The sequence below is a fragment of the Streptomyces sp. NEAU-174 genome, assembly GCF_052665095.1.
This window is the reverse complement of sequence record NZ_JBQTCE010000015.1, coordinates 172617-194712: the sequence shown is the minus strand read 5'-3', so window position 1 is coordinate 194712 and position 22096 is coordinate 172617. Positions and strand designations below refer to the sequence as shown.

The 22096-nt window shown below is 70.4% G+C and carries 13 protein-coding genes; 10 read left to right on the top strand and 3 right to left on the bottom strand.

What is annotated here, in order from left to right:
- Positions 1–221 precede the first annotated feature (221 nt).
- From ACT2CW_RS36510 to ACT2CW_RS36480, 7 genes are all read left to right on the top strand, one after another.
- Positions 222–1979, top strand: a complete 1758-nt coding sequence (locus ACT2CW_RS36510; protein WP_445519650.1) for an ABC transporter ATP-binding protein — start codon at positions 222–224, stop codon at positions 1977–1979.
- A 152-nt stretch (positions 1980–2131) separates the two neighbouring features.
- On the top strand, positions 2132–3967 hold the full coding sequence (locus tag ACT2CW_RS36505) for an ABC transporter ATP-binding protein (protein WP_445519649.1): 1836 nt from the start codon (positions 2132–2134) through the stop codon (positions 3965–3967).
- A gap of 148 nt (positions 3968–4115) precedes the next feature.
- Positions 4116–7298, top strand: a complete 3183-nt coding sequence (locus ACT2CW_RS36500; RefSeq protein ID WP_445519648.1) for a non-ribosomal peptide synthetase — start codon at positions 4116–4118, stop codon at positions 7296–7298.
- Between the two features lie 40 nt (positions 7299–7338).
- A complete protein-coding gene (locus ACT2CW_RS36495; protein ID WP_445519647.1) occupies positions 7339–8988 on the top strand; it encodes a condensation domain-containing protein in 1650 nt (549 codons plus the stop codon).
- The gene (locus ACT2CW_RS36490; protein ID WP_445519646.1) at positions 8979–10469 is read left to right on the top strand and encodes an argininosuccinate lyase; all 1491 of its coding nucleotides are present in this window, start codon (positions 8979–8981) and stop codon (positions 10467–10469) included. The genes ACT2CW_RS36495 and ACT2CW_RS36490 overlap by 10 nt, the downstream gene beginning before the upstream one ends.
- Positions 10466–11386 (top strand): GHMP family kinase ATP-binding protein, encoded by a 921-nt coding sequence (locus tag ACT2CW_RS36485; RefSeq protein WP_445519645.1) that lies wholly within the window; start codon positions 10466–10468, stop codon positions 11384–11386. Before ACT2CW_RS36490 ends, ACT2CW_RS36485 begins: the two co-directional genes overlap by 4 nt.
- The gene (locus ACT2CW_RS36480; RefSeq protein WP_445519644.1) at positions 11376–13607 is read left to right on the top strand and encodes a pyridoxal-phosphate dependent enzyme; all 2232 of its coding nucleotides are present in this window, start codon (positions 11376–11378) and stop codon (positions 13605–13607) included. Before ACT2CW_RS36485 ends, ACT2CW_RS36480 begins: the two co-directional genes overlap by 11 nt.
- Here ACT2CW_RS36480 and ACT2CW_RS36475 read toward each other — a convergent pair.
- Positions 13514–15943, bottom strand: coding sequence for an ATP-binding protein (locus ACT2CW_RS36475; protein WP_445519643.1), 2430 nt, complete (start codon positions 15941–15943; stop codon positions 13514–13516). The genes ACT2CW_RS36480 and ACT2CW_RS36475 overlap by 94 nt on opposite strands.
- Positions 15944–16793: 850 nt before the next feature.
- Here ACT2CW_RS36475 and dpgA point away from each other — a divergent pair.
- Genes dpgA through dpgC form a run of 3 tightly spaced genes read left to right on the top strand, consistent with a single transcriptional unit; the run spans position 16794 to position 20028 of the window.
- Positions 16794–17900 (top strand): 3,5-dihydroxyphenylacetyl-CoA synthase DpgA, encoded by a 1107-nt coding sequence (gene dpgA / locus ACT2CW_RS36470; protein ID WP_445519700.1) that lies wholly within the window; start codon positions 16794–16796, stop codon positions 17898–17900.
- Positions 17901–17920: 20 nt separating this feature from the next.
- Positions 17921–18661 carry an enoyl-CoA-hydratase DpgB gene (gene dpgB / locus ACT2CW_RS36465; RefSeq protein ID WP_445519642.1) on the top strand — a complete coding sequence of 247 codons (741 nt, stop codon included), beginning with the start codon at positions 17921–17923 and terminating at the stop codon, positions 18659–18661.
- On the top strand, positions 18658–20028 hold the full coding sequence (dpgC, locus tag ACT2CW_RS36460) for a (3,5-dihydroxyphenyl)acetyl-CoA 1,2-dioxygenase DpgC (protein ID WP_445519641.1): 1371 nt from the start codon (positions 18658–18660) through the stop codon (positions 20026–20028). The genes dpgB and dpgC overlap by 4 nt, the downstream gene beginning before the upstream one ends.
- Before the next feature lie 66 nt (positions 20029–20094).
- Here the strand turns inward: dpgC and ACT2CW_RS36455 are convergent, their stop codons facing one another.
- Positions 20095–21114, bottom strand: coding sequence for a polyprenyl synthetase family protein (locus ACT2CW_RS36455; RefSeq protein ID WP_445519640.1), 1020 nt, complete (start codon positions 21112–21114; stop codon positions 20095–20097).
- Positions 21111–22091, bottom strand: coding sequence for a terpene synthase family protein (locus ACT2CW_RS36450; RefSeq protein WP_445519699.1), 981 nt, complete (start codon positions 22089–22091; stop codon positions 21111–21113). Before ACT2CW_RS36450 ends, ACT2CW_RS36455 begins: the two co-directional genes overlap by 4 nt.
- Positions 22092–22096 lie beyond the last annotated feature (5 nt).

Genomic DNA, 22096 nt, shown 5'->3' with positions numbered 1-22096 from the left:
TGGATCGCCGCCGTTACGACGTGGCCGAAGCCCTGCTGGCCACCCGGCGCCGGTGTGCTGCGCCGGGCTGTGCCACCTGCCGTGAGCGGCGAGCTTCGACGACGAGACCGCGCGCACCGTAACGGCGGCACTTGCCGACGTGTGTCGGGGCGCAGAGCGGGACGATGGGTGATCAGGTGTCCAGGCGCGCTGGGTCGTTACGCGCAGAGGGGAAAGCTGCCATGGGACGGAGCGTGTGGGGTGGCGCATTGTCCGCATTGCTGGGTCCCCGACTCGCGCCTCACCGCCGGGGGATCGTCGTCTCTGTTCTGCTCCAAGCCGTCCAGACTGTGGCCCTGCTGTATCTGCCGACCCTGAACGCCCAAGTCATCGACGAGGGGTTGGTGAAAGGCGATACCGGCCAGGTTCTGCATGCGGGCGGACTGATGTTGCTGATGGCGTTTTTCCAGGGCGCGGCCGGGCTGGGGGTGGCTTTCTACGGTGCCCGTACGACGATGACTGTGTCCCGGGAGCTTCGTGCCGAACTCTTCGGCCGGGTGCGGCGGCTGTCGCCGACAGAGGTGGAACGGTTCGGTGTGCCCTCACTGATGGCGCGCATGACCAACGATGTCGCTCAGATCGAGGCCCTGCTGCTGCTCACCCTCACCCTGGTGGTGTCGGTACCGGTCGCATGCGTCGGTGGCATCGTCCTGGCGTTGCGCCAGAACGTCGCGCTGACGTCCCTGCTGCTTGTGGCCATACCCCTCCTGGCGTTGACCATCGGGCTCTTCAACCATCGCCTGCGGCCGACCTTCCACCGCATGCAGTACACCATCGACACCATGAACCGAGTGCTGCGCGAGCAGATCATCGGTGTTCGTGTCGTTCGCGCTTTCGTCCGGGAAGAAGACGAGCGCCGCCGCTTCGCTCACGTCAATGCCGAGTTGCAGGAGGCATCTCTCCGCGTGGGCCGCACCATGGCCGTGCTCGTCGCGTTGATGACGCTGCTGATGAACCTGAGCGGGGTCGCCGTCGTGTGGTTCGGCGGCCACCTGATTGACACGAACGACATGCGACTGGGCGCCCTTGCCGCTTTTCTGGCATATCTGGCGGAAGTCCTCGGGGCGCTGATCATGCTGGGCGGCATGGTCATGGCGGTGCCCCGGGCCCAGGTATCCGCTGTCCGCGTCGACGAGGTCCTGCGAGCCGAGCCGGGTCTTCGCCCGCCCCGGCGCCCGGTCCGCCCTTCCGCCGTCCGCGGCACCCTCGAACTGCGCGGGGTTGGATTCCAGTACCCCGGCGCCGAGAGCCCGGTGCTGAAGGGCATCGACCTCCAGGTGCGTCCGGGACAGACCGTCGCTTTCATCGGCAGCACCGGCAGCGGCAAGAGCACCCTGCTGAACTTGATCCCGCGTCTGGTGGACGCCACAGAGGGAACGGTTCGGATCGACGGAGTCGATGTCCGTGAGCTGGACCCCGCTGTGCTCTCGGCCGCGGTCGGTCTGGTGCCGCAGAAGCCGCACCTTTTCACGGGCACCGTCGCCACGAACTTCCGATACGGTGCGCCGGACGCCACCGACGAGCAGTTGTGGCACGCACTGGATGTCGCGCAGGCCCGGGAATTCGTGGAACGAACGGTTGGAGGACTCGACCATCCTCTCGCTCAGGCCGGTGCCAATCTTTCCGGCGGCCAGCGTCAGCGGCTGGTGATCGCGCGGACGCTGCTGCGCCGTCCCGCCCTCTATCTGTTCGATGACTCCTTCTCCGCCCTCGACGGTGCCACCGAACTCGCCCTCCGGCAGGCACTGGCCCGGGAGGCAGCGCACCGCACGGTTCTCCTCGTAGCGCAACGCGTCAGCACCGTACGAGATGCCGACCAGGTCGTCGTCCTCGATCGGGGACGGATCGTCGGCAGCGGTACGCACAGCGAACTTGCCGAATCGAACGAGATCTACCAGCAGATCCTGAAGTCCCAGACGACGATTCCGGAGAGAGCGTGAGCGGCGAGCGAATGGCTGGTGGAACCGACGCGAAGAGGCTCCGCACCTCGGCGCAGGGGCTCCGGCGCGATACGGGATCCGAGCAGGCGCCGGCCCAACTCACGGTCGTGGAGGTATTCGGCCGACTTCTGGGGCCACGCCGCAATCACCTGATGGGCGTCCTTCTGCTCGGCGTCTGCGGGGTCGCTCTGTCCGTCGCCGGACCGGTCTTCCTGGGCAAGGCCACCGACCAGGTGTTTGCCGGGATGCTCAGCCAACGGTTCCCACCAGGCAGCACACGTCGCGAGATGCTCGAGGAATTGCGCGCAAACGGCGACACCACGATGCTCGCCATCGTCAACCGGGTGGACGTGGTACCCGGCCAGGGGATCGACTTCTCCCGCGTTACGCACTACCTGGTGATCGCACTGGTGCTTTACGCCGTCGCCGCGGTCCTCCTGTTGCTCCAGGGATGGCTGATCACCATGATGGCGCAGCGCGTGGTAACCGAACTGCGTGAGCAGGTGGAGGACAAGCTTGCCCACCTGCCTCTGCGCTACTTCGACGGTCGGCCGCGCGGCGAGGTGATAAGCCGCGTCACCAACGACATCGGCGCCATCGCCATCGGACTGGAGCTGGCCCAGCCCGTCACCGCGGCCATGACGGTGGCCGGCTCGCTGTTGATGATGTTCTACATCTCCCCGTTGCTGACGCTGGTGCTCGTCGTGACCGTACCGGTCCTGTTGCTGTTGTCCGGTCGTCTCGCCCGGCGCTCCCAGGTACAGGCCGCGGAGCGGATGACTCGTACCGGCCTGCTCTTCAGCCATGTGGAGGAGCAGTACACCGGACACCGGACGACCTGGCTTTTCGGCCGTCAGGACGAGGACGACGCCTCCTTCGTGGAGCACAACGACGCGCTGTACGAGTCCAGCGTGGGCGCCGTGCTGATCAGCGGCATGATCCGGCCCCTGAGCATGTTCGTCACCAGCCTGAACTATGTGCTCATCGCGGTGATCGGAGTCCTGCTCGTCACGTCCGGAGGCATCTCTCTGGGCGGCGTTCAGGCCTTCCTTCAGTACTCGGCGCAGTTCAACAGGCCGATCGGCCAGATCGGCGAGATCATCCAACGGATGCAGGCCGGTGTCGCGTCCTCGCGCAGAGTGTTCGACCTGCTCGACGAACCGGAGCAGCCCGCCGACCCGGCCCGCCCGACCCGCCTGGAAACCGTCTGCGGTCACGTGGAATTCCGACACGTCTCCTTCCGGTACCGGCCCGACACTCCGGTTCTGGAGAACCTGTCCCTCACCGTCCACCCCGGGCAGACCGTGGCGGTCGTCGGACCGACCGGTGCGGGCAAGACCACGCTCGTCAACCTCCTTCTGCGCTTCTACGAACCGGACAGCGGCCGGATCACCCTGGACGGCGCCGACATCGCCGGCATGAACCGCGCGGAGCTGCGCGCCCGAATCGGCATGGTCCTGCAAGACGTGTGGCTCTTCGGCGGCACCATCGCGGACAACATCGCGTACGGGAACCCTGACGCCGCCTTCGACGAGATCGTGGAGGCGGCCCGCGCCGCTCACGTCGACACCTTCGTGCGAGCCCTGCCGGAGGGCTACCACACGGTCCTGGGCGACGACGACGTCATCAGCGCGGGAGAGAAGCAGCTGATCACCGTGGCACGGGCGTTCCTCGCCCGCCCAGCGATCCTGGTCCTGGACGAGGCGACCAGCGCGGTCGACACGCGCACCGAGGCGCACATTCAGAAGGCGATGCATACCCTGCGTGCCGGCCGGACCAGTTTCGTGATCGCTCACCGGCTCTCCACGATCCGGGATGCCGACCTCATCCTCGTCATGGAGTCCGGGCGGGTCGTGGAACAGGGCGACCACGAGACGCTGATGCGCACCGCCGGACCCTACGCCCGCATGTACGCAGCCCAGTTCGGCACACCGGAGTCCGGAGCCGAGGAGCCGTATGGAGATGCCGCTGCTACCGCAAAGGGGTGACAGACGGTGGTGAGTGCGCGCGCGGTGGTTCTGCCCATCCTCCTCAGCCATGAACGCGGCAACAACATGACAGCCGCACCCGGCACCCCTGGGTGTCCCGATCTTACGAATGACCGCGACCAACCCAGGACGAAAGGTAGGGAACCTCATGGAAGACGCAGTTCCTCGCGAGGTCGGCGACGAACGGGATCGACTCTCGGCGGCACCGGCGGTGGCGGAGGCCGCCATCACCCTGGCTCGGTCCTGCGCCGTCGATACCGAAGTGGTCCGGCTCGCTGCGCGGTGGAAGGTCGCCTCGGTGGTCATGGGAGGGCCCGCCCTGCCTGCCGACGCGACCTGGCGCGACCTGATCGTGCGCGCAGCCACCGATGAGGGACGCGAGGAGGCACAGGAAGCCTGGGGCCGCACCGATGAGCAGCCCCACGTGTCGGCCGAGCGACTGGGCGGCTACGTGGAGCACGTTCTGCGCGTCCTCACCGGGTGCCCCGACGAGCCGCATACCCGCCATGGTCTGCTGTCCGACGCCGAGACCGAGAAGGTCATCGACTTTTGCTCAGGGCCCGAGAAGCCGCTCCCCGGACGACGCTTTCACGAGCTGTTCGAGGAGCGGGCGCGCCGCCACCCCGATGCGGTGGCCGCCGTCCAGGGCGGCCGAAGCTGGACCTACCGCGAGGTGAACGAGAACGCCAACGCCATCGCCTGGACCCTGCACCGGGAAGGGGTGCGCGCGGAGGACGTCGTGGCGGTGGTGATGGAACGCACCCTGGAATGGCTCGCGGCCGTCATCGCCGTCTTCAAGGCGGGCGGTTGCTATCTGCCGCTCGAACCGCACTTCCCCGCCGAGCGGATGGCGAACACGCTCACCAGGGGAGAGTGCCGGTGGGTGCTCGCCGACCACGGTGTCGCGCCGCTGGAGGAGGCGCTGGCGGGCGGGGGCGCGCGGCGCCTGTACGTACGGGACCTCCTCGAAGAAGGCGGGCCGCGCCACGACCTGGACCTCGCCATCGCGGGGGACCAGCTCGCGTACATCTACTTCACCTCGGGCTCGACTGGCGAACCCAAGGGTGCCATGTGCGAGCACGACGGCTTCCTCAACCACCTCTACGCCAAGATCGAAGACCTCGGTGTCCAGGAGGGGGACGTCGTGGCGCAGACCGCGCCGCAGTGCTTCGACATATCGCTGTGGCAGCTCGTCTCCGGGCTCCTCATGGGCGGCCGGACGCTCATCGTCGAGCAGGACGTGATCATGGACGTGCACACGTTCATCGACGCCCTGGCCGAGAACGGCGTCCACGTGGCGCAGTTGGTGCCCACGTACCTCGAACTCTTCCTCTCCACGCTGGCCGAGGAGCACCGGGAGCTGCCCGGCCTGCGCGTCATGGCGGTCACCGGCGAGGCGCTGAAGAAGGAGCTGGTGCGCCGCTGGTTCGACGCCTTCCCCACCGTGCCGCTGGTCAACTGCTATGGCCTCACCGAGGTCAGCGACGACTCCAACCACGGCGTCATGCACGCCCTGCCCGCACACCGCTCCGTGCCGCTCGGCGACCCGGTGCGTAACTCGCGGATCTACGTCATGGACGACAGGCTCCAGCTTCTCCCGGTGGGTTTCCCGGGCGAAATCGTGATCGCCGGCGTCTGCGTGGGCCGCGGATATGTGAACGACCCGGAGCGCACGGCGGCCGTCTTCGGCCGCGACCCCCACCGGCCGTCCGAGCGCCTCTACCGCTCGGGCGACTTCGGCCGCTGGCTGCCCTCCGGCGAGCTCGAATACCTCGGCCGCCGCGACTCGCAGGTCAAGATCAGCGGGTTCAGGATCGAGATCGGCGAGGTCGAGGACCGGCTCTCGCAGGTACCCGGCGTCCGGGACGGCGCCGTGGTCGTCGCCGGATCCGCCACCGAGCCACAGCTCGTCGGCTACTACACCGGCGCGGACGCGCCGGACGCGGGGCAGGTCGCCAGGGCGCTCGCCCGGACCCTGCCCGAGTACATGGTCCCGCCGCGCCTCTACCACACCCCTGAGCTGCCCCTGTCCGGCAATGGGAAGATCGACAGGATCTCCCTGACCGATCTCGCCCAGCGGGAGCGCCACGGTACCGGACACGCGCGGGCCACGGAGTTCGCCACGGAGACCGAGCGGAAGATCGCGGACCTGTGGGCACAGGTGCTGAAGATTCCGCTGGAGCGGATCGGACGCGACTCCCGCTTCACCGAACTCGGCGGCACCTCGCTCTCCGTGATCCGTCTGTCGATCGCCCTGGACCGCCAGGTGACCGTCGCCGAACTGTGGGGCACTCCGACCGTCACGGACGTCGCCGCCCTGGTCGACCGCAAGGTCGCCGAGGCGTCGGACGCCGAGTCGCGGCCCGTACCACGCGTACTCGCCGCACAGCCCGACGAGGGGCCCGCCGCCTGGGCGGCCGACCACCGCACCGCGGTCCGCGCGGCCGTCGCCGAGTCCGGCGTCGTGCTGCTGCGCGGCATCGGAGTGCGCACGGCCGCCGACGTCGCCGCGGTCGCGGAAGGACTCGGGATCACCGCGATGACCGAACGCGAGGGCTTCGCCCCGAGGACCGCCCACGCCCCGGGGCTCTACTCGTCCAGCCATTGGCCGTCGGACGAGCCGATGTGTATGCACCATGAACTGAGCTACGCCGCCACGGTCCCCGGCATCCTGGTCTTCGGCTGTCTCACGGCCCCCGACCGGGGCGGCAGGACGAACGTCGCGGACTCCCAGCAGGTCCTCGAGGCGCTGCCGCCCGATCTCGTCGCCCCGTTCGAGCGCCACGGCTGGCTGCTGACCCGCATGTACCACGAGGTGGGCATGGCGTGGCCGGAAGCGTTCGGGACCGACGACCGCGCCGAGGTGGACGCGTACTGCGCCGCCGCGGGCATCGACCACGAGTGGCTGCCCGGGGACCGGCTGCGCACCCGTCAGCGGCGCGCCGCCGTCGTACGCCATCCCACGACGGGCGTTCCCGGATGGTTCAACCAGATCGCCTTCCTCAACGGGCTGACGATGGATCCGGCCGTCCGCGAGTACCTCACCGATGTCTACGGGCCGCACGGCCTGCCGTTCCACACGAGGGTCGGCGACGGCACGGACATCGACGGCGACACCGTGGAGGCCGTCAACGCCGTGTACGACCGGTTCACGGTCGGCGAGCCGTGGCGACGCGGGGATGTCCTCGTCGTCGACAACCTCAGGATGGCCCACGGCCGGGAACCGTTCGAGGGACAGCGCGAGATCGTGGTGGTCATGGGTGACGCGGTGCGGAACCCCGGCCTCGTCCGGCCGGGCACCGACGCGGGCACCGGCGGTGAGCGGGCGTGACCGGCGCCCGCCCGCTGCCCCGGCCGCCCCGCCCCACGCCATGACGGCAGGACCAGGACCAGGACCCGCGGCGCGCGTCGAGCCGCGGCCGGATCACGGTGGTGCGCCGCGCGCCGTCCCCGCGTCCTCCGCACAGGAACGCGTGTGGTTCGCCAGCCGGATGGCGCCCGACGCGTCGGCGTACCGCATCGTGGATGAGCTGGTCGTGCACGCCGAGGTGACCGAGGCCGACCTGCGGCGTGCCTTCGCCCTGCTGGTGCGGCGCCACGAGCCCCTGCGCACCGCCCTGCGGATCGTCGACGGCCGGCTCACGCAGTACGTACTTCCGCGGATCGACCCGCCGCTCCGCCACGTCGACCTGACCGGTGCGGACGACACCCGGCAGGCGGACGCCCGGCGCGCTCGCAGGACAGAGCTGGCGCGCCGCCCCTTCGACCTGGAGCGGGCCCCCCTGTGGCGCGCGGAGCTGCTCGCGCTCGGGGAGACGGAATGGGCGGTGGTCTTCGCCGCCCACCACCTCGTCTACGACGCCGCCTCACGGTTCAATCTCCACGCCGAGCTCACCGAGATCTGCGCGGCCGTGGAACAGGGGCGGGAGCCGAAGCTGCCGGAGCTTCCGCTGAGCTACACCGGCTACGCACGGCGAGAGCGTGACCGGCTGTCGCCCCGCCGGCGAACCGAGTTGGCCGCGTACTGGCGTGCGCGACTGGCCCGGCTCCCGCCCGTCCACCGCCTGCCGCTCGACCACCCGAGGCCCGCGGCCCGGACGTTCGTGGGCGCCGAGGTGCGGGCCGGCCTCCCCCCGGAGGTCACCGCGTCGCTGCCGGGTGCGGCACGGCGGCTCGGCACCGAGCCCGTCATGCTCTGCCTCGCCGCCTATGTGGCCCTGCTGCACCGCCACTCGGGACAGGAGGACATCGTCGTCGGTCTGCCGGTGACCGGCCGCCGCCAGGCCGATGTGGCGCCGATGATCGGCACGTTCGTCAACATGCTGGTGGTCCGGGTCGATGTCGGCGGCGCCCCGACCTTCGCCGAACTGGTGGGCCGGGTACGGTCGGCGGCCCATGTCGAGGATCGCTACGACATCCCCTTCCAGACCCTCGTCGAACTGCTGCCCGTGCCACGGCTGCCCGGGGTGCCGCCCCTGTACCAACTGGCCTTCAACCATGTGCCCGCGGACGGCGGCCTGGGGGCTGCCTCCTCCGGTTCCGCCGGCTGTGAGGACGACCTGTTGCTGGAGATCACGGCCGACACGGTCCGGGTCGAGTACAACGTGGCACTCGTCGAGAAGGGCACCGCCGAGGCGCTGCTCGCCGACTACCTCGCGCTGCTCGTCGCGGGAGTCTCCGACTTGGACATGCCCCTGCCGCGTCCCCCGGTCGCGCCCCGGCCGGGAGACGCCCCGGCGACGCGCCCCGCCCGGACGGCCCCGGGCGGCAGGCCACGCACCGTGGCGGCGAGGCTGGTCGCCGACGCGTGGAGCGCCGTCCTCGGCACCGCGGTGACCGACGTCCACGACGACTTCTTCCACCTGGGCGGTCACTCGGTGCAGGCCCTGCGCATGCTGGCGCGCCTCGAGGCGGAGCACGACTCCGAGCTGAGCATTCAGGCGTTCTTCGCCGATCCGACGGTGGCCGGTCTTGCCACCGAACTCGAACGCAAGCGCCCGAGGAGGACGGCATGGCGGTGACGGGCCGAATCGACGGCGTACCGAGCGACGTCTGGCACGAGGAGGTGCTCGCCCCGCAGTTCGCCTACGAAGTGGAGCACCTGCTCGGCCACTACCTCGCCATCGAGAAGGTCCTGCTGCTTGAGTACGTGCGGATGGGGCTGGTGGACGCCGCCGGGGCGGCCGGGATCGGGGCCCGGCTCGACTCGCTGACCCCGGACGTCGTCCGCGCCGACCCGGAGGAGAACATGTCGGACATCTCCTTCGCCGTCGAGCGGCACGTCCTGTCCGGCCCGGTCCCGCCGTTCCCCGCGTGGCACGTGGACCGCAGCCGCAACGACCTCCAGGTCTGCGCCCAGTTGATGTCCGCTCGCGAGCACCTGACCGCCGTGGCCGCCGACCTGCTGTCGCTGGGCCGCGCGGCCATCTCGCTCGCCGGCCGGTACGCCGACGTGCCCATGCCGGGATACACCCATGCCCAGGCCGCGCAGATCATCAGTCCGGGCTTCCACCTCACGGCCCTCGCCGCCGAGACCACGGCCACCCTGCGCGGGATGCTGCACACCTACGACGAGGTCGACGCCTGCCCGCTCGGCTCGGGAACGATGGCCGGCCAGGAGCTCGCCTGGGACCGCGTTCGCATGGCCGAGCTGCTCGGCTTCTCCCGTGTCCAGCCGCATGCGCTGGTGGCTGTCGCCTCCCGCGGCTGGGCCATGGCGATCTCCGGCGACCTGGCCCGCTACGCGGTGACGCTGAGCCGTTTCGCCACCGACCTCATGGCCTGGGGCGGCAGCGGTTTCGGCTTCCTGGACCTTCCCGACGAGCTGTCGGGCATCTCGGCGGCCATGCCGCAGAAGCGCAACTATCCCGTGCTGGAGCGGATCCGGGGCCGGTGTGCCCACGTCGCCGGGTGCGCGGCCGACATCGCCGCCGGGCAGCGCAACACCGCGTACACCAACACCGTGGAGGTATCGAAGGAAGCGGGCGGGCACCTGCGCACCCAATTCGACGCCATGCGCTCGGTGCTGCGGCTGACGCGGGCGGTCATCGCCGGAGCGGCCTTCTCGGCGGACCGGATGCGCGAGGCGTGTGCGGGGGAATACCTGGGCGGATTCACCCTCGCGAACCGGCTGACGCTGGAGTGCGGCATCCCCTGGCGGACGGCTCAGGTGATCTCCGGGCGGTACATCAAGCGCGCCCTGGAGAAGGGCCTGCGGCCGGCCGAACCGGACGGCTCGCTGCTGGCCACGCTCTGCGCCGACGCGGGATACGAGGCCGCGCGGACCGACGCCCTCCTCGTCGCCGCCTTCGACGTGGACGAAGGACTGCGGGCCAAGCGATCGGCCGGCTCGGCCCACCCCGACGAGGTGCGGGCGATGCTCGCCGAGCAGGACGGCGAATGCGCGAAGCTCACCGAGGAGTGGTCACTGCGCGAACGCAGATCAGCCGATGCCGCCCGCCAACGGGACGACCTGCTCACCGCGGCCGAGCGGCGGTCATGAGGGAGCCGGCACTGGTCGCCCGCCGGCCGGGCGTGGACCTGCGCGAGGGCGCGGGCACCGCCTGCGGAACCTTCGGCGAGCTGCTTCAAGGGGTGCTGCCCGACGGAGTCGACTTCCTCGTCACGTTCCCGATCACCCGCGGCACCCGGGCATGGTTCCGGTACGACCGCGACGGCCCGCTGCACGTCTTCCCCTCCCACAAGACCAAGTCGCTGCGCCTGGCGCGGGCCATGTTCGACGCCCGAGGCGTCGTCGGCGGCGGCTCCCTGGTCCTCGACAGCGGCTTGGCCGTGGGGAAGGGGCTCGCCAGTTCCTCCGCCGACCTGGTCGCCACGGCCAGGGCCGTGGGGGCGGTGCTCGGCTTGGACACCTCGCCCGCGGCCGTCGAAGGCTGGCTGCGCCCGATCGAGCCCACTGACGGGGTGATGCACCCGGGCATCGTGGTGTTCGAGCACCGGACGGTCCGGTTGCGCGCGTCGCTGGGCACCCTGCCTCCTGCCACGGTGGTGGCCGTCGACGAGGGCGGTCACCTCGACACGGTGGCCTTCAACCGGCGGCCCCGGCACCGCACGCCTGCCCAGAAACGCGAGTACGAGCGCCTGATGCGGGACCTCACCACCGCCGTCGACGACGGTGACCTCGCCCGGGTGGGCGCGATCGCCACCCGCAGCGCGGTCCTCAACCAGCGGCTCGCGCCCAAACGGAACCTCGACGCCATGATCCGGGTCGGCGACGAGATCGGCGCGCTGGGCGTGGTCTGCGCCCACAGCGGCACCATGCTCGGCCTTCTGCTCGACGCCGGCAACCCCGACCACCAGCACAAGCTGTCGGCCGCCGCCGCGGCATGTTCGCGCCTGCCCGGCGCCACCACCGTCTTTCGTTCGTTCACGTCACCAGGGAGCGCGCATGCGTCATGACACCATCGTCGACGCGATAGGCAACACCCCGGCCGTGCGGCTGCGGGTGGACGCCGCCGAGGGGGTCGAGGTCTACGCCAAGCTGGAGCTGCTGAACCCCTACGCGATGAAGGACCGGGTCGCCCGGCAGCTGATCCTCGAGGCCCGCCGGTCCGGTGCGCTCGAAGAAGGCGCGCCCATCGTGGAGAGCTCGTCCGGCACGATGGCGCTGGGAATCGCCCTCGTCGGCACCTACCTGGGGCACCCCGTGCACATCGTCACCGACCCCCGCATCGACCCGATCACCCGCACCAAACTGGAGGCCCTCGGGTGCGTGGTCCACGTGGTGGAGACGATGACCGGGCAGGGGTGGCAGAGCGCCCGGCTGGAGCGGCTCGCGGAGCTGATGAGCGGCATGCCCGGTGCCTACTGGCCCCAGCAGTACAGCAACCCGCAGAACCCGGCCGCGTACCGCACGCTGGCCGACGAACTGATCGGCGACCTGGGAACGGTGGACGTCGTGGTCGGCTCCGTCGGCAGCGGCGGCTCCTTGTGCGGTACGTCCGCGGCGCTGCTGGAGCGGCTGCCCGGCCTGAAGGTGGTCGGTGTCGACTGCGTCGGCAGCGTGCTCTTCGGCCAGCCCGACGTACCGACCCGCAAACAGAGCGGACTGGGCAACAGCCTGTACCCGGACAACATCGACTACCGCCTCTTCGACGAGGTGCACTGGCTCTCGGACGACGAGGCGTTCGACGCCACCCAGCGGCTCGCCCGGGAACAGCAGATCTTCGCCGGGAACACCTCCGGGTCGGTGTACCGGATCCTGACCCACCTCGCCGCCGAGGCGGCGCCCGGCACCCGGCTGGTGGGCATCCTGCCGGACCGCGGCGACCGCTACGCGGACAGCGTGTACCGCCACCGGCCCGCCGGCCCGATCGCCACCCGGCCCGTCGAGGTCCCCTACGGCACGACGGTCACCGGCTGGTCGTTCGCCTCGATCCCGCGCGAGAACCGTCCCGTCCTGGTCTTCGTGGAGTCGAATACGACGGGGACGGGCATGCTCGCGCTGCGCACCGCGGTGCGGCTCGGCTTCGAGCCGGTCCTGCTGGCCAAGGATCCCGCTCGCTACGCCGGCCTCGACGGCACCGGCTGCCTGACGGTCGGCTGCGACACCGAGAGCGACGCGGACGTCCTCCGGGCGGTTCGGGAGGCGACCGGGAAGCGGACCATCGCCGGGCTCACGACGACCAGTGACTTCTATCTGGAGCACACCGCACGGCTGGCCGCCGCGCTCGGCCTGCCGGGCCACGCCCCGGAGACGATGACGGCCTGTCGCGACAAGTCGCTGACCCGTACGGCGCTGAGGGACGCCGGGGTGCCGCAGTCGGCGTTCGCTGTGCTCGGCGATCCCGCCGACATCGCCGGTGCCGTCGCGTCCGTGGGCCTGCCGTGCGTGGTCAAGCCCGTGGGCGGATCGGGGTCGCAGGACGTGCTGTGGTGCGAGGACGCCGCCACGGCCGTGGAGCACGCCGCCCGCGTCCTGGCCGTGACCGAGAACGTTCGCGGCCAGGCCACTGCCGGCAAGGTCCTGATCGAGGAGTACGCCCGCGGGCCGGAATACAGCGTGGAGATGTTCTGCGACAACGGGCAGGCCGCCTGTATAGGGGTGACCCAGCGCACCGCGTGCGCGCTGCCCTACTTCGTCGAGACCGGCCATGTCTTTCCCGCCGAGCTGCCGGAGGCCACCTCCGGCGAACTCGCGGAGTCGGCCCGCCAGGCGCTCAAGGCGGTGGGCTTCGACCGGGGTCCCGCACACGTCGAGATCAGGATGACGGACATGGGCCCCGTGGTCATCGAGATCAACGCCAGGCTCGCCGGCGGCATGATCCCCGAACTCGTCCGTGCGGCGACGGGGATCGACCTGCTGGAGCAGCAGGTGCGGGCCGCGGCCGGGTACCCGGTGCGGCTGATCGCCGACAGGGCCCGGCACGCGGGCATCAGATTCCTGGTCGCGCCTCGGACAGGACGCCTCGTGGCCATCACGGGAACAGCGGAGGCGGAGCGTGTGCCCGGCGTCGAGCGGGTGGTGACCACCGGGTCCCCGGGCCGTGCGGTACGGCCGCCGCGGGACGCCTATGACCGACTCGGCTACGTGATCGCGGCCGGCGGCTCGGCCCGGGAGGTCGAGGAGACCCTGGACGCCGCCGTGCGGCTGGTGGACGTGGTGACCGTCCAGGACTGACCGCCGCCCTCAACCAGCGGCCTCCGGCCCGGGGGAGACAGCACGGCGGGGCGCACCGTCGCTGTTCTTCGCTCCGCGGCCCATGCCGCGATATGGGCACGCGAGCGCAGGCCCAGGGTGGTTCTGATGTGGCGGATATGCGTCTCGACGGTGCGCACCGACACATGCATCCGGGCGGCGATCTGCCGGTTGGTCAGCCCTTCGACCACCAGAGCGGTCACGTCCCGCTCCCGCTTGCTCAGCAGGTTGTCGGAGTCCTCCGCGGTCGCGCCGGTCGCCTGGGAGCCGAGGGCGAGGGCGAGGACATGACGGTGCCGCATCGCGCGTCCGGCCTCGAGCGAGGCGCCGGCCCGGTTCGGCGGCAGGGCCTTCAGCGCCGCGGACCGCGCCGCGTTCACCCGCTCCCGCCACCACGCGCCACCCCACGGAGCAGGCCGACCGAGCTGCTCGGCTGCCCCGAGCAGCTGAAGCACTCTCTCGAACCGGCGGGCGCGGGCGGCGACGATGGCCAGCCCTTGGAGCGCGTCGGCCGGTCCGCGCGTGTGCTCCGCGGGACTGCGCAACGACTCGGTGAAGTACGCCTCCGCTGTCGGCAGGTCGTCCTTCTCGAGAGCGAGCGCGCCCGCCGTGACGAGAACCGCGTGCAGCCACCGTGGCGGCACACTCGTGCGCAGAAGGGGCAGGAACTCCTCGATCACCTGCTCGGCCCGGTCCGGTTCACCGTTGAGCAGCTGGTACCGGGCGAGACCGACCCGACAGAGAGCCGTCAGCGTTTCGTCCCGCAGCCGGTGGCCGATCTTCAGGCACTCCCGCAGGTCCGCCACCGCACCGCCTTGGTCGCCGTGTGTTTCGTGGAGCGCACTGCGTAACAGCAGGAGACGGCCGAGGAGCGGATCGCGGTCGTAGCCGCGCTCCAGCTCCACGGCCTGCTCGGCATGGCGCATGGCCGTGCCGTAGTCCCCCTGCCGCCCCGCCAGCGCGGCCGCACACTCAAGAGCGACGCTCCGGTAGGGCGATGACTCGATGCCGCGGTCCAGGATCTGCGAGAGCAGGGTCAGCGTGTCGTCCCCGGGTCCCGGTGACAGCTCCACCGTGGCCAGCGCGCCGGCCAGGAGCAGTTGCCGCTCGTCGGTGCCGGGGGTCAGCCAGTGGAGGGCATGGGTGAGATTGTCGTGTTCCGCCGCCAGATGTTGGAGCGCCGCGGGCTGGAGGAAGGTTTCCCTGTGGAGCGGTTCTGACAGGTGTGTCAGCCATGTCACCAGCCGCCCGTACGTCTCGGTGTCCTCACCTTCGGCAACCAGCCGTTCATGGCCGAAACCTCGCATCGATTCCAGCAGCCGGAACCGTGCCGGACCGTCCTGATCGGTGTACGGCGTGATGACGGACTTGACCGAAAGGGCGATCAGCAGTTCGGACGTTCCCGGTTCCGCGGCGCCGCCGCCGGCGGCCACCGCGGCAGCCGTGTCGAACCCGAAGCCGCCCGGTAGTACGGACAGCCCGCGCAGCAGCGACCGTTCGGCCGGATTCAGCAGGTCGTAGCCCCATTGGAGGGAGGCCCGCAGACTCTGGTGCCGTTGGTCCGCCAGCCGCCATCCGTTTGTCAGCAGGGACAGGCGGTCGTCCAGGCGAGCCCTGACCTCGGCCGGCGGAAACACCCTGATCAGCCGGGCAGCCATCTCGATGGGGAGCGGCAGGCCGTCGAGCCGGATGCAGATCTCGCCCACGTGCCCGGCGTTCTCCCGGGTGAGCTGGAAATCGGGCACCACCGTTCGCGCCCGGTCCAGGAACAGAAGCACGGCGTCCGACCGCAGACACTCCGAGAGAGACGCATCGCCGTCCACATCGGGTAACGCCAGACCGGACAGTGAGAACATCGCCTCCCCCGGGAGACGCAACGGTTCCCGGCTGGTGGCGATGACTCGCAGATACGGGTGGCTGGGCAGCAGCTCGCTCAGCATCAACCCGCACTCGTCCAGGACGTGCTCGCAGTCGTCGAGCACCAGCAGGCGTTCACTCTCGTTCGCGTACGGGGCCGCCCGCGGTGCGTGCGGAGCACCGTCTTCGGCCGGCTCGCCGAGGGCGATCAGGATCTGCCGCCGTATCTGGTCGATGTGGGTCAGCGTCGCCAACTTCACCACGACGACTTCGCAGTGCCTGCTGCGTTGCTCTTGCCCGGCCAGCTCCAGCGCCAGACGCGTCTTGCCCACACCGGCGGGCCCCGTCAGCGTCAGCAGCCGTACGCCGTGGAGCAACCGGCCCAGCTCCACCATCTCGTCGGTTCGGCCGACGAAGCTGCTCAACTGGGTCAGCGGCCCGCCGTCAACCGCTGTGCCCATTCCACCGGCTTTCTGCCGTTGCCGATAGGAACGCTGTCGGCAGGCGTTCGAGCAGTATCGGGAGCGAAGCGGGCTCGCGCTTTCCGGGTTTCTCTTGTCGATGTGCTTGCCGCACATATCGCAGGAAATAGTGGTGGTAGAGGATTTGGAGATCAATCCTGACACCTTTCCATAAGTGCTGCCTTGCCTTGCGGCGCCGCCCCGCGTCACTGATTTCTGGGGTGCGGCACAGCGTCGCTCGTCGCGAATGGTGTGACCGGGTGTCTTATGGGTTCCGGCCATGGGTGCAGAATTGAAAAGGGTGCACCGGCAGTCAGTGAAAGGAAGGTCTGTACCTTCTGGTACCTTTTGCTACGGGACGCCGGAGCTTTTGGCTGGTCGATCCCCACGGCGCGTACGCCCTCCCCTTTCCGGGAGACGAGAAGCCGCTGATTGGCTCATTCACGTGGGTAAGGCGCAAACCGGGGCTTCCTTTCGGCGTTCCGAACCTCGACGTCACGTATCCCGTGACCGCGTGGCAGTTGTGCCCCCGTCAGTTCGGCGTCCCGTGCCAATCACGCCGCATCCGGATTCTAGGCATGACCAAACGCATGCCCCAAGCCCGTTTCCGCCTCCTTTACTGCCCGAATCATGCCCGTATGCTGCCGTGAAATGCTCCTTTTGTGCCGGGAGCGCAGTAGGCGCGTCCGACGGCCGTCACGTGGGCGGCGCAGACGACCGTGGCGTTACGGACATTCGGCGTCCCGTAACTGTGGCTAGCACTGGTGCCGTTTACGGAAGTTTCCTGGAACATCACGTCCATGTCGAGGCGAATGAAGTGCGGGTGGTCTGTCGCGTGCGTCTGAGCAATTTGCGAACGGGAACTGTCCTCTCGGCTCCAGAAGACCCGCCGGAGCGGACAGGCTCTGGTGCCCCGGGTATCGCCGGCGTCGGCACCGCTGTGCCGCCGACCTCCTACACGCAAGGGGAAATTCTCGACACCTTCGGCATCACCGACCGGCGGATCCGCTCCGTCTTCCTCGGCGGTGCCATCGAACGCCGCAACCTCACCCTGCCCCCGACCGGCCCCGACGGGCTCCCCGCCGTCGAGTCCCAGGGCGACCTGCTGAGCAAACACACCGTGAGCGGGCTACAGCTGGGCCGGGAGGCCGTCGGACACTGTCTGAAGGACGCGGGCGCCGCGCTCGGCGACGTGCGATACCTGTGCTGCGTCACCTCCACCGGTTTGCTCACCCCCGGATTCTCCGCGCTGCTCATCAAGGACCTGGGCATCGAACAGTCCTGCCAGCGCCTGGACGTCGTCGGCATGGGCTGTAATGCCGGGCTGAATGCCCTCAACGCCGTCGTCGGCTGGGCCGCCGGCCACCCCGGCGAGCTCGCCCTGATGGTATGCGTCGAGGTCTGCTCCGCCGCCTACGTCTTCGACGGCACCATGCGCTCCTCCGTGGTCAACAGCCTGTTCGGCGACGGCGCGGCGGCTGTCGCGGTCCGCGCCACTCCACAGGAGCCCCCGCCGGACTCGGCTCTGCTGAGGTTCACCAGCCACATCATCCCCGAGGCGGTCGACGCGATGCGCTACGACTGGGACGACGAGCACGGCAAGTTCAGCTTCTACCTCGACCCGGAGGTCCCCTACGTCGTCGGGGCCAACGCGGAGACCGCCGTGGCACGGCTCCTGGAGGGTACCGGACTGCGCATCGGCGACATCGCCCACTGGGTGGTGCACTCCGGCGGCAAGAAGGTCATCGACTCGGTCCGGGTGAACCTCGGGCTGTCCCGGTACGACGTGCGGCACACCACCGGGGTCCTGCGCGACCACGGCAACCTCTCCAGCGGCTCGTTCCTGTTCTCCTACAAGCGGCTGCGTGACGAGAGGGTCGCGGTACCCGGTGACCTCGGGGTGCTGATGACGATGGGGCCCGGGTCGACCATCGAGACCGCCCTGGTGGGCTGGTGACGGAAGGAAGGTTCGCCGACATGAAGACCGAGCCCGACCGGCCCCCGCTGCCCGACGGCCCGGGCATCCTGGCCCGGCTGGACGGCGGCAGCCCGCTGCCCGAGCTGACCGCGGCGGTGAATGCCGTGTGTGAGGAGGCGGAGGAACAGCGCGAACGGACGGTCGTGGTCCTCCGGTTCGCGCCGCCACCGCCCGGGGCCCGCGAATGGCCCGGCGATGTCTCCATCCATGAGGTCAACCGCTGGGAACGGGCCGTCCGCCGCCTGGAACGCCTCGACAACATCACCATCGCCGTGGCCCAGGGCACATGTGGCGGCCCCGTCCTCGACGTGCTGCTGGCCGCCGCCTACCGGATCGGCACCCCCGACCTGAAGCTGCTGCTTCCGGTCAACGAGGGGCAGTTCTGGCCCGGTATGGCCCTCTACCGGCTCGTCCAGCACATCGGTCCGGCCCGTGCCCGTCGCATGGTGCTGTGGGACTCCGACATCCCCCTCCCCGACGCCGTCGAACTCGGCATCGTCGACGAGGTCAGCGACGATGTGACCGAAGCCGTCCGTCACGCGGCCGTGCTGCGCGGACGGCTCTCCGGCCGTGAGGCCGGGATCCGCCGCCGATTGCTGACGGAGGCCGCGTCCGCCGAGTACCAGGACGCCCTCGGCGCGCATCTCGCCGCCTGCGACCGCGAGCTGCGCCGCCTGCGGAACAGCGGACCCGGCAGCCCGGCCGGGACGGCGGCGGGCCACGCCGAGGCGGCCGGATGAGCGCCGGTGCGCCCGGCGGCGGCTCCCTCGGTCCCGTACCCGAGCCGACCGGCGGCATCGAGGCGGACGCCCGCCGCCTGGCCGAGTACATCGGCGGCACCGAGCGGCGGCTCGCGGCGCTGCCGCCCGTTCCCGACCGCGCCCCCCACGACCGGGACCGCGCCGTCGCGGTCCACGCGCGCGCCCGCAGGGCCCGCCGGGCCTTCCTCGCCCGGCACACCGAGACCGTCTACGGGGTGCTCACCGACGGGCTGACCCGTCCCGTACGCCTGGCGGACCTCGTGTACGAGGCCGCCGACCGGTTCCCGGGCCTGGTGCCGACCCGTGCCCAGATGGCGGCCGAACGCCGCTTCGTCCAGGCGGAGAAGGAGGGCCGGGAGATCGACCAGGGCATCTTCTGCGGCGCGGTGCTGCGCTCGCCCACCGCCGGCCGGCACCTCGTCGAGACGATGCTCGGGCCCACCCCGCGCGCCCGCACGCTCCTCGACGGCTTCCGCACCGAGGGCCGGATCGAGCTGGACACCGTGTACCTCGAACGCCGGGGTGTCGCCGGCCATATCGAGTTCCGCAACGCCGCCCGGCTGAACGCGGAGGACGACCGGCTGATCGCCGACTTGGAAACCGCCGTCGACCTCGTCCTGCTCGACGACGCGAGCAAGGTCGGTGTGGTGCGCGGCGGCACCGTCGACCATCCCACGTACCGGGGGCGCCGTGTCTTCAGCGCCGGAGTCAACCTGACCGACCTGCGCGACGGGCGGATCTCCTTCGTCGAGTTCCTCCTCGGCCGCGAGCTCGGCTACGTCAACAAGATGCTTCGCGGTCTGCTCACCGCCCCGTCGCCCGGTGACGGATGCGAACGGAGTGTGGGCAAGCCGTGGATCGGCGCCGTCGACACCTTCGCCATCGGCGGCGGTATGCAGCTCCTGCTGGTCCTCGACCACGTCATCGCCGAGGAGAACGCCTACCTCAGCCTGCCCGCCGCCGAGGAGGGCATCGTGCCCGGCCTCGGCAACCTCCGGCTCACCCGGCTCACCGGAGCCCGGCTGGCCCGTCAGGTGGTGCTCGGCGGACGCCGGATCGCCGCGACCGAACCGGAGGCCCGTTATGTGTGCGACACCGTGGTGCCTGCCGAGGATATGCACGGCGCCGTCGAGAGGGCTGTCGAAGGTCTCCGCGCGCCCGCCGTCTCGGCCAACCGCCACATGCTCACCGTCGCCGAGGAACCTCTCGACCTGTACCGCGCCTACCTCGCCGAGTTCGCCGTCGTACAGGCCGAACGCATCTACGCCCCGGACGTTCTGGCCAAGGTCGAACGGCGTTGGCAGGAGCGCGAACGGCGGCGCGCGGCACGGGGGAGCGCGCGGTGAACACCGCACCCGGCCCGCACCGGCCACCGCACCCGGCCCGCGCCGGCCGGGGCGATGGCATACCGCTCAGCGGTCGCGGTGCGTGATGATCCGGGCGAGCGAGCCGAGTGCCTGTGCGCCCTCCTCCGCCGGAGCGGCGGCCTCCAGCGCGGCCACGGCCATGGCCCGTTGACGTTTCGCCTCGCGCTCCGCCCAGGCCCGTCCGCCCGCTCGCTCGATCAGGTGAGCCACCTCGCGGATCCCGTCCTCGGTCAGCGGACCGGCCTCCAGTCGGTACAGCTCGTCCAGCTTCCGGGCCTCCGGGCGGTCCGAAGTGAGCGCCGCCACGACGGGCAGGGACTTCTTGCGTCGCCGCAGGTCGGATCCGACAGGCTTGCCGGACACGGCGTCGTGACCCCAGATGCCCAGGAGATCGTCGACGAGCTGGAACGCCAGGCCCAGGTGGTGTCCGAACTTCCGCAGCGCGTGTACGCGTTGGGGATCGGCATGGGCCACCAGCCCACCGAGAGCGCACGAGCCGGCCAGCAACGCGGCCGTCTTCCCGGCGGCCATGGCCACGCACGCGTCGAGGTCGATATCCCTGCGCTGCTCGAAGGCCAGGTCCTCGTCCTGGCCGCCGACCAGCGACAGCAGCGACTCGCACAATTCCCGAAGCATGGCCGGACCGTCGGGCAGCATCTCCATCGCCACGACGAGCAGTGCGTCTCCGGTCAGCACGGCCTGAGCATCGCCGAACTGGGACCAGACCGTCGGGCGCTTGCGGCGTACGGCGTCCCGGTCCATGAGGTCGTCGTGCAGGAGGGAGAAGTTGTGCACCAGCTCGACGGCGGCCGCCGCCGCGGCGGCCGACTCGGGAGCGCCGCCCATGGCCCGAGCCGATGCGAGGACGAGCGCTCCGCGCATTCCCTTCCCCCAGCCGCCGACGTCCGGGTTGCCGTCGCGGTCCTTCCAGCCGAAGTGGTATTCCGCGATGGCACGCGTGCGGCCGGGGAGCCGACCGACCGCCTTGCGCAAGAACGGCTCGGTCAGTTGCCGGGACCGGGACAACAGCTCCCAGGCGTCTCGCTCAGGGTGTACGACGGTCATGGCCGGCCCCCTTCCAGCATCGCCGCCTCGATATAGGCGTCGGCGTCGCCGAATCCGGACGTGTAGCGCTCGGTGCACCGCGACCAGTCGAGGTTCCCGCGCATCCAGGTCCGCATTCCGGCGAGGACCGGGCGCGGCCACGACTCGTCGGGGTAGGTCGCCAGCAGCTTCTCCTCGGCCGCCAGGTACAGGTCCGTACGCTGCCCGATGGCCGAGTACACCTCCTCCAGCGCCTGGTGCTCGTCGAGTCCACGGTGGTGCTGGACGACGTGGACGAGGTTGTGGACCTCGCCCAGAGAGCGTTCCTTGGCGAGGGAGTAGACGTCGTTGACCCAGCAGACGACGTCGCAGGCAGCGTCCAGCGCGGTGGCGAATTCGGTGGTGTTGTAGGCGTCGGCGGGCACCTCGGCCTCGGCCACGATCTCGACGAGGTCCATGCAGACGTAGATGGCGCCGGTGTGACGTCGGTTGGTGATGTAGGAGTCCTCGGTGGGGACGGTGCCGCGCATGCGGTTCTCGGCCTCCCACAGGGTGGCCGTGGCGAGGCATTCCTCGAGGTGGCGGACGAACCTCCGACCCCACCGGGGCGATGCCCCGGGGGCCGTGCGGCGCCACAGGTCCGCGAGGGAGGCCACGACCGGGGGCAGGGACGGGTCGTGCCCGGGGCCGGGGTCCCCGAGGACGTCCCTCATGAGCGTGACGAGCTCGGCCATGCGCTTCGGCGAGCGGCCCAGGTCCCCGTCGTCGAGCTGGTCGTCCACGAGGAACAGCCAGGCGAACCACTGGGCCATGAGGTCGAGGCCGGCCTCGTCGGCGGTCGGGTAGACGAGCGCCGCGAACCAGCCGAAGTCGGCGCGGTCGAGGCGTTCGCGTGCGCTCGCCCCGTGGAGCAGGCCGTTGTCCCGGGCCCAGGCGGCCAGGTTCTCCCGCGCCTTCTCCACATGTGGGCTGACCGAGAACGGGAACGGGCAGGGCACATCGA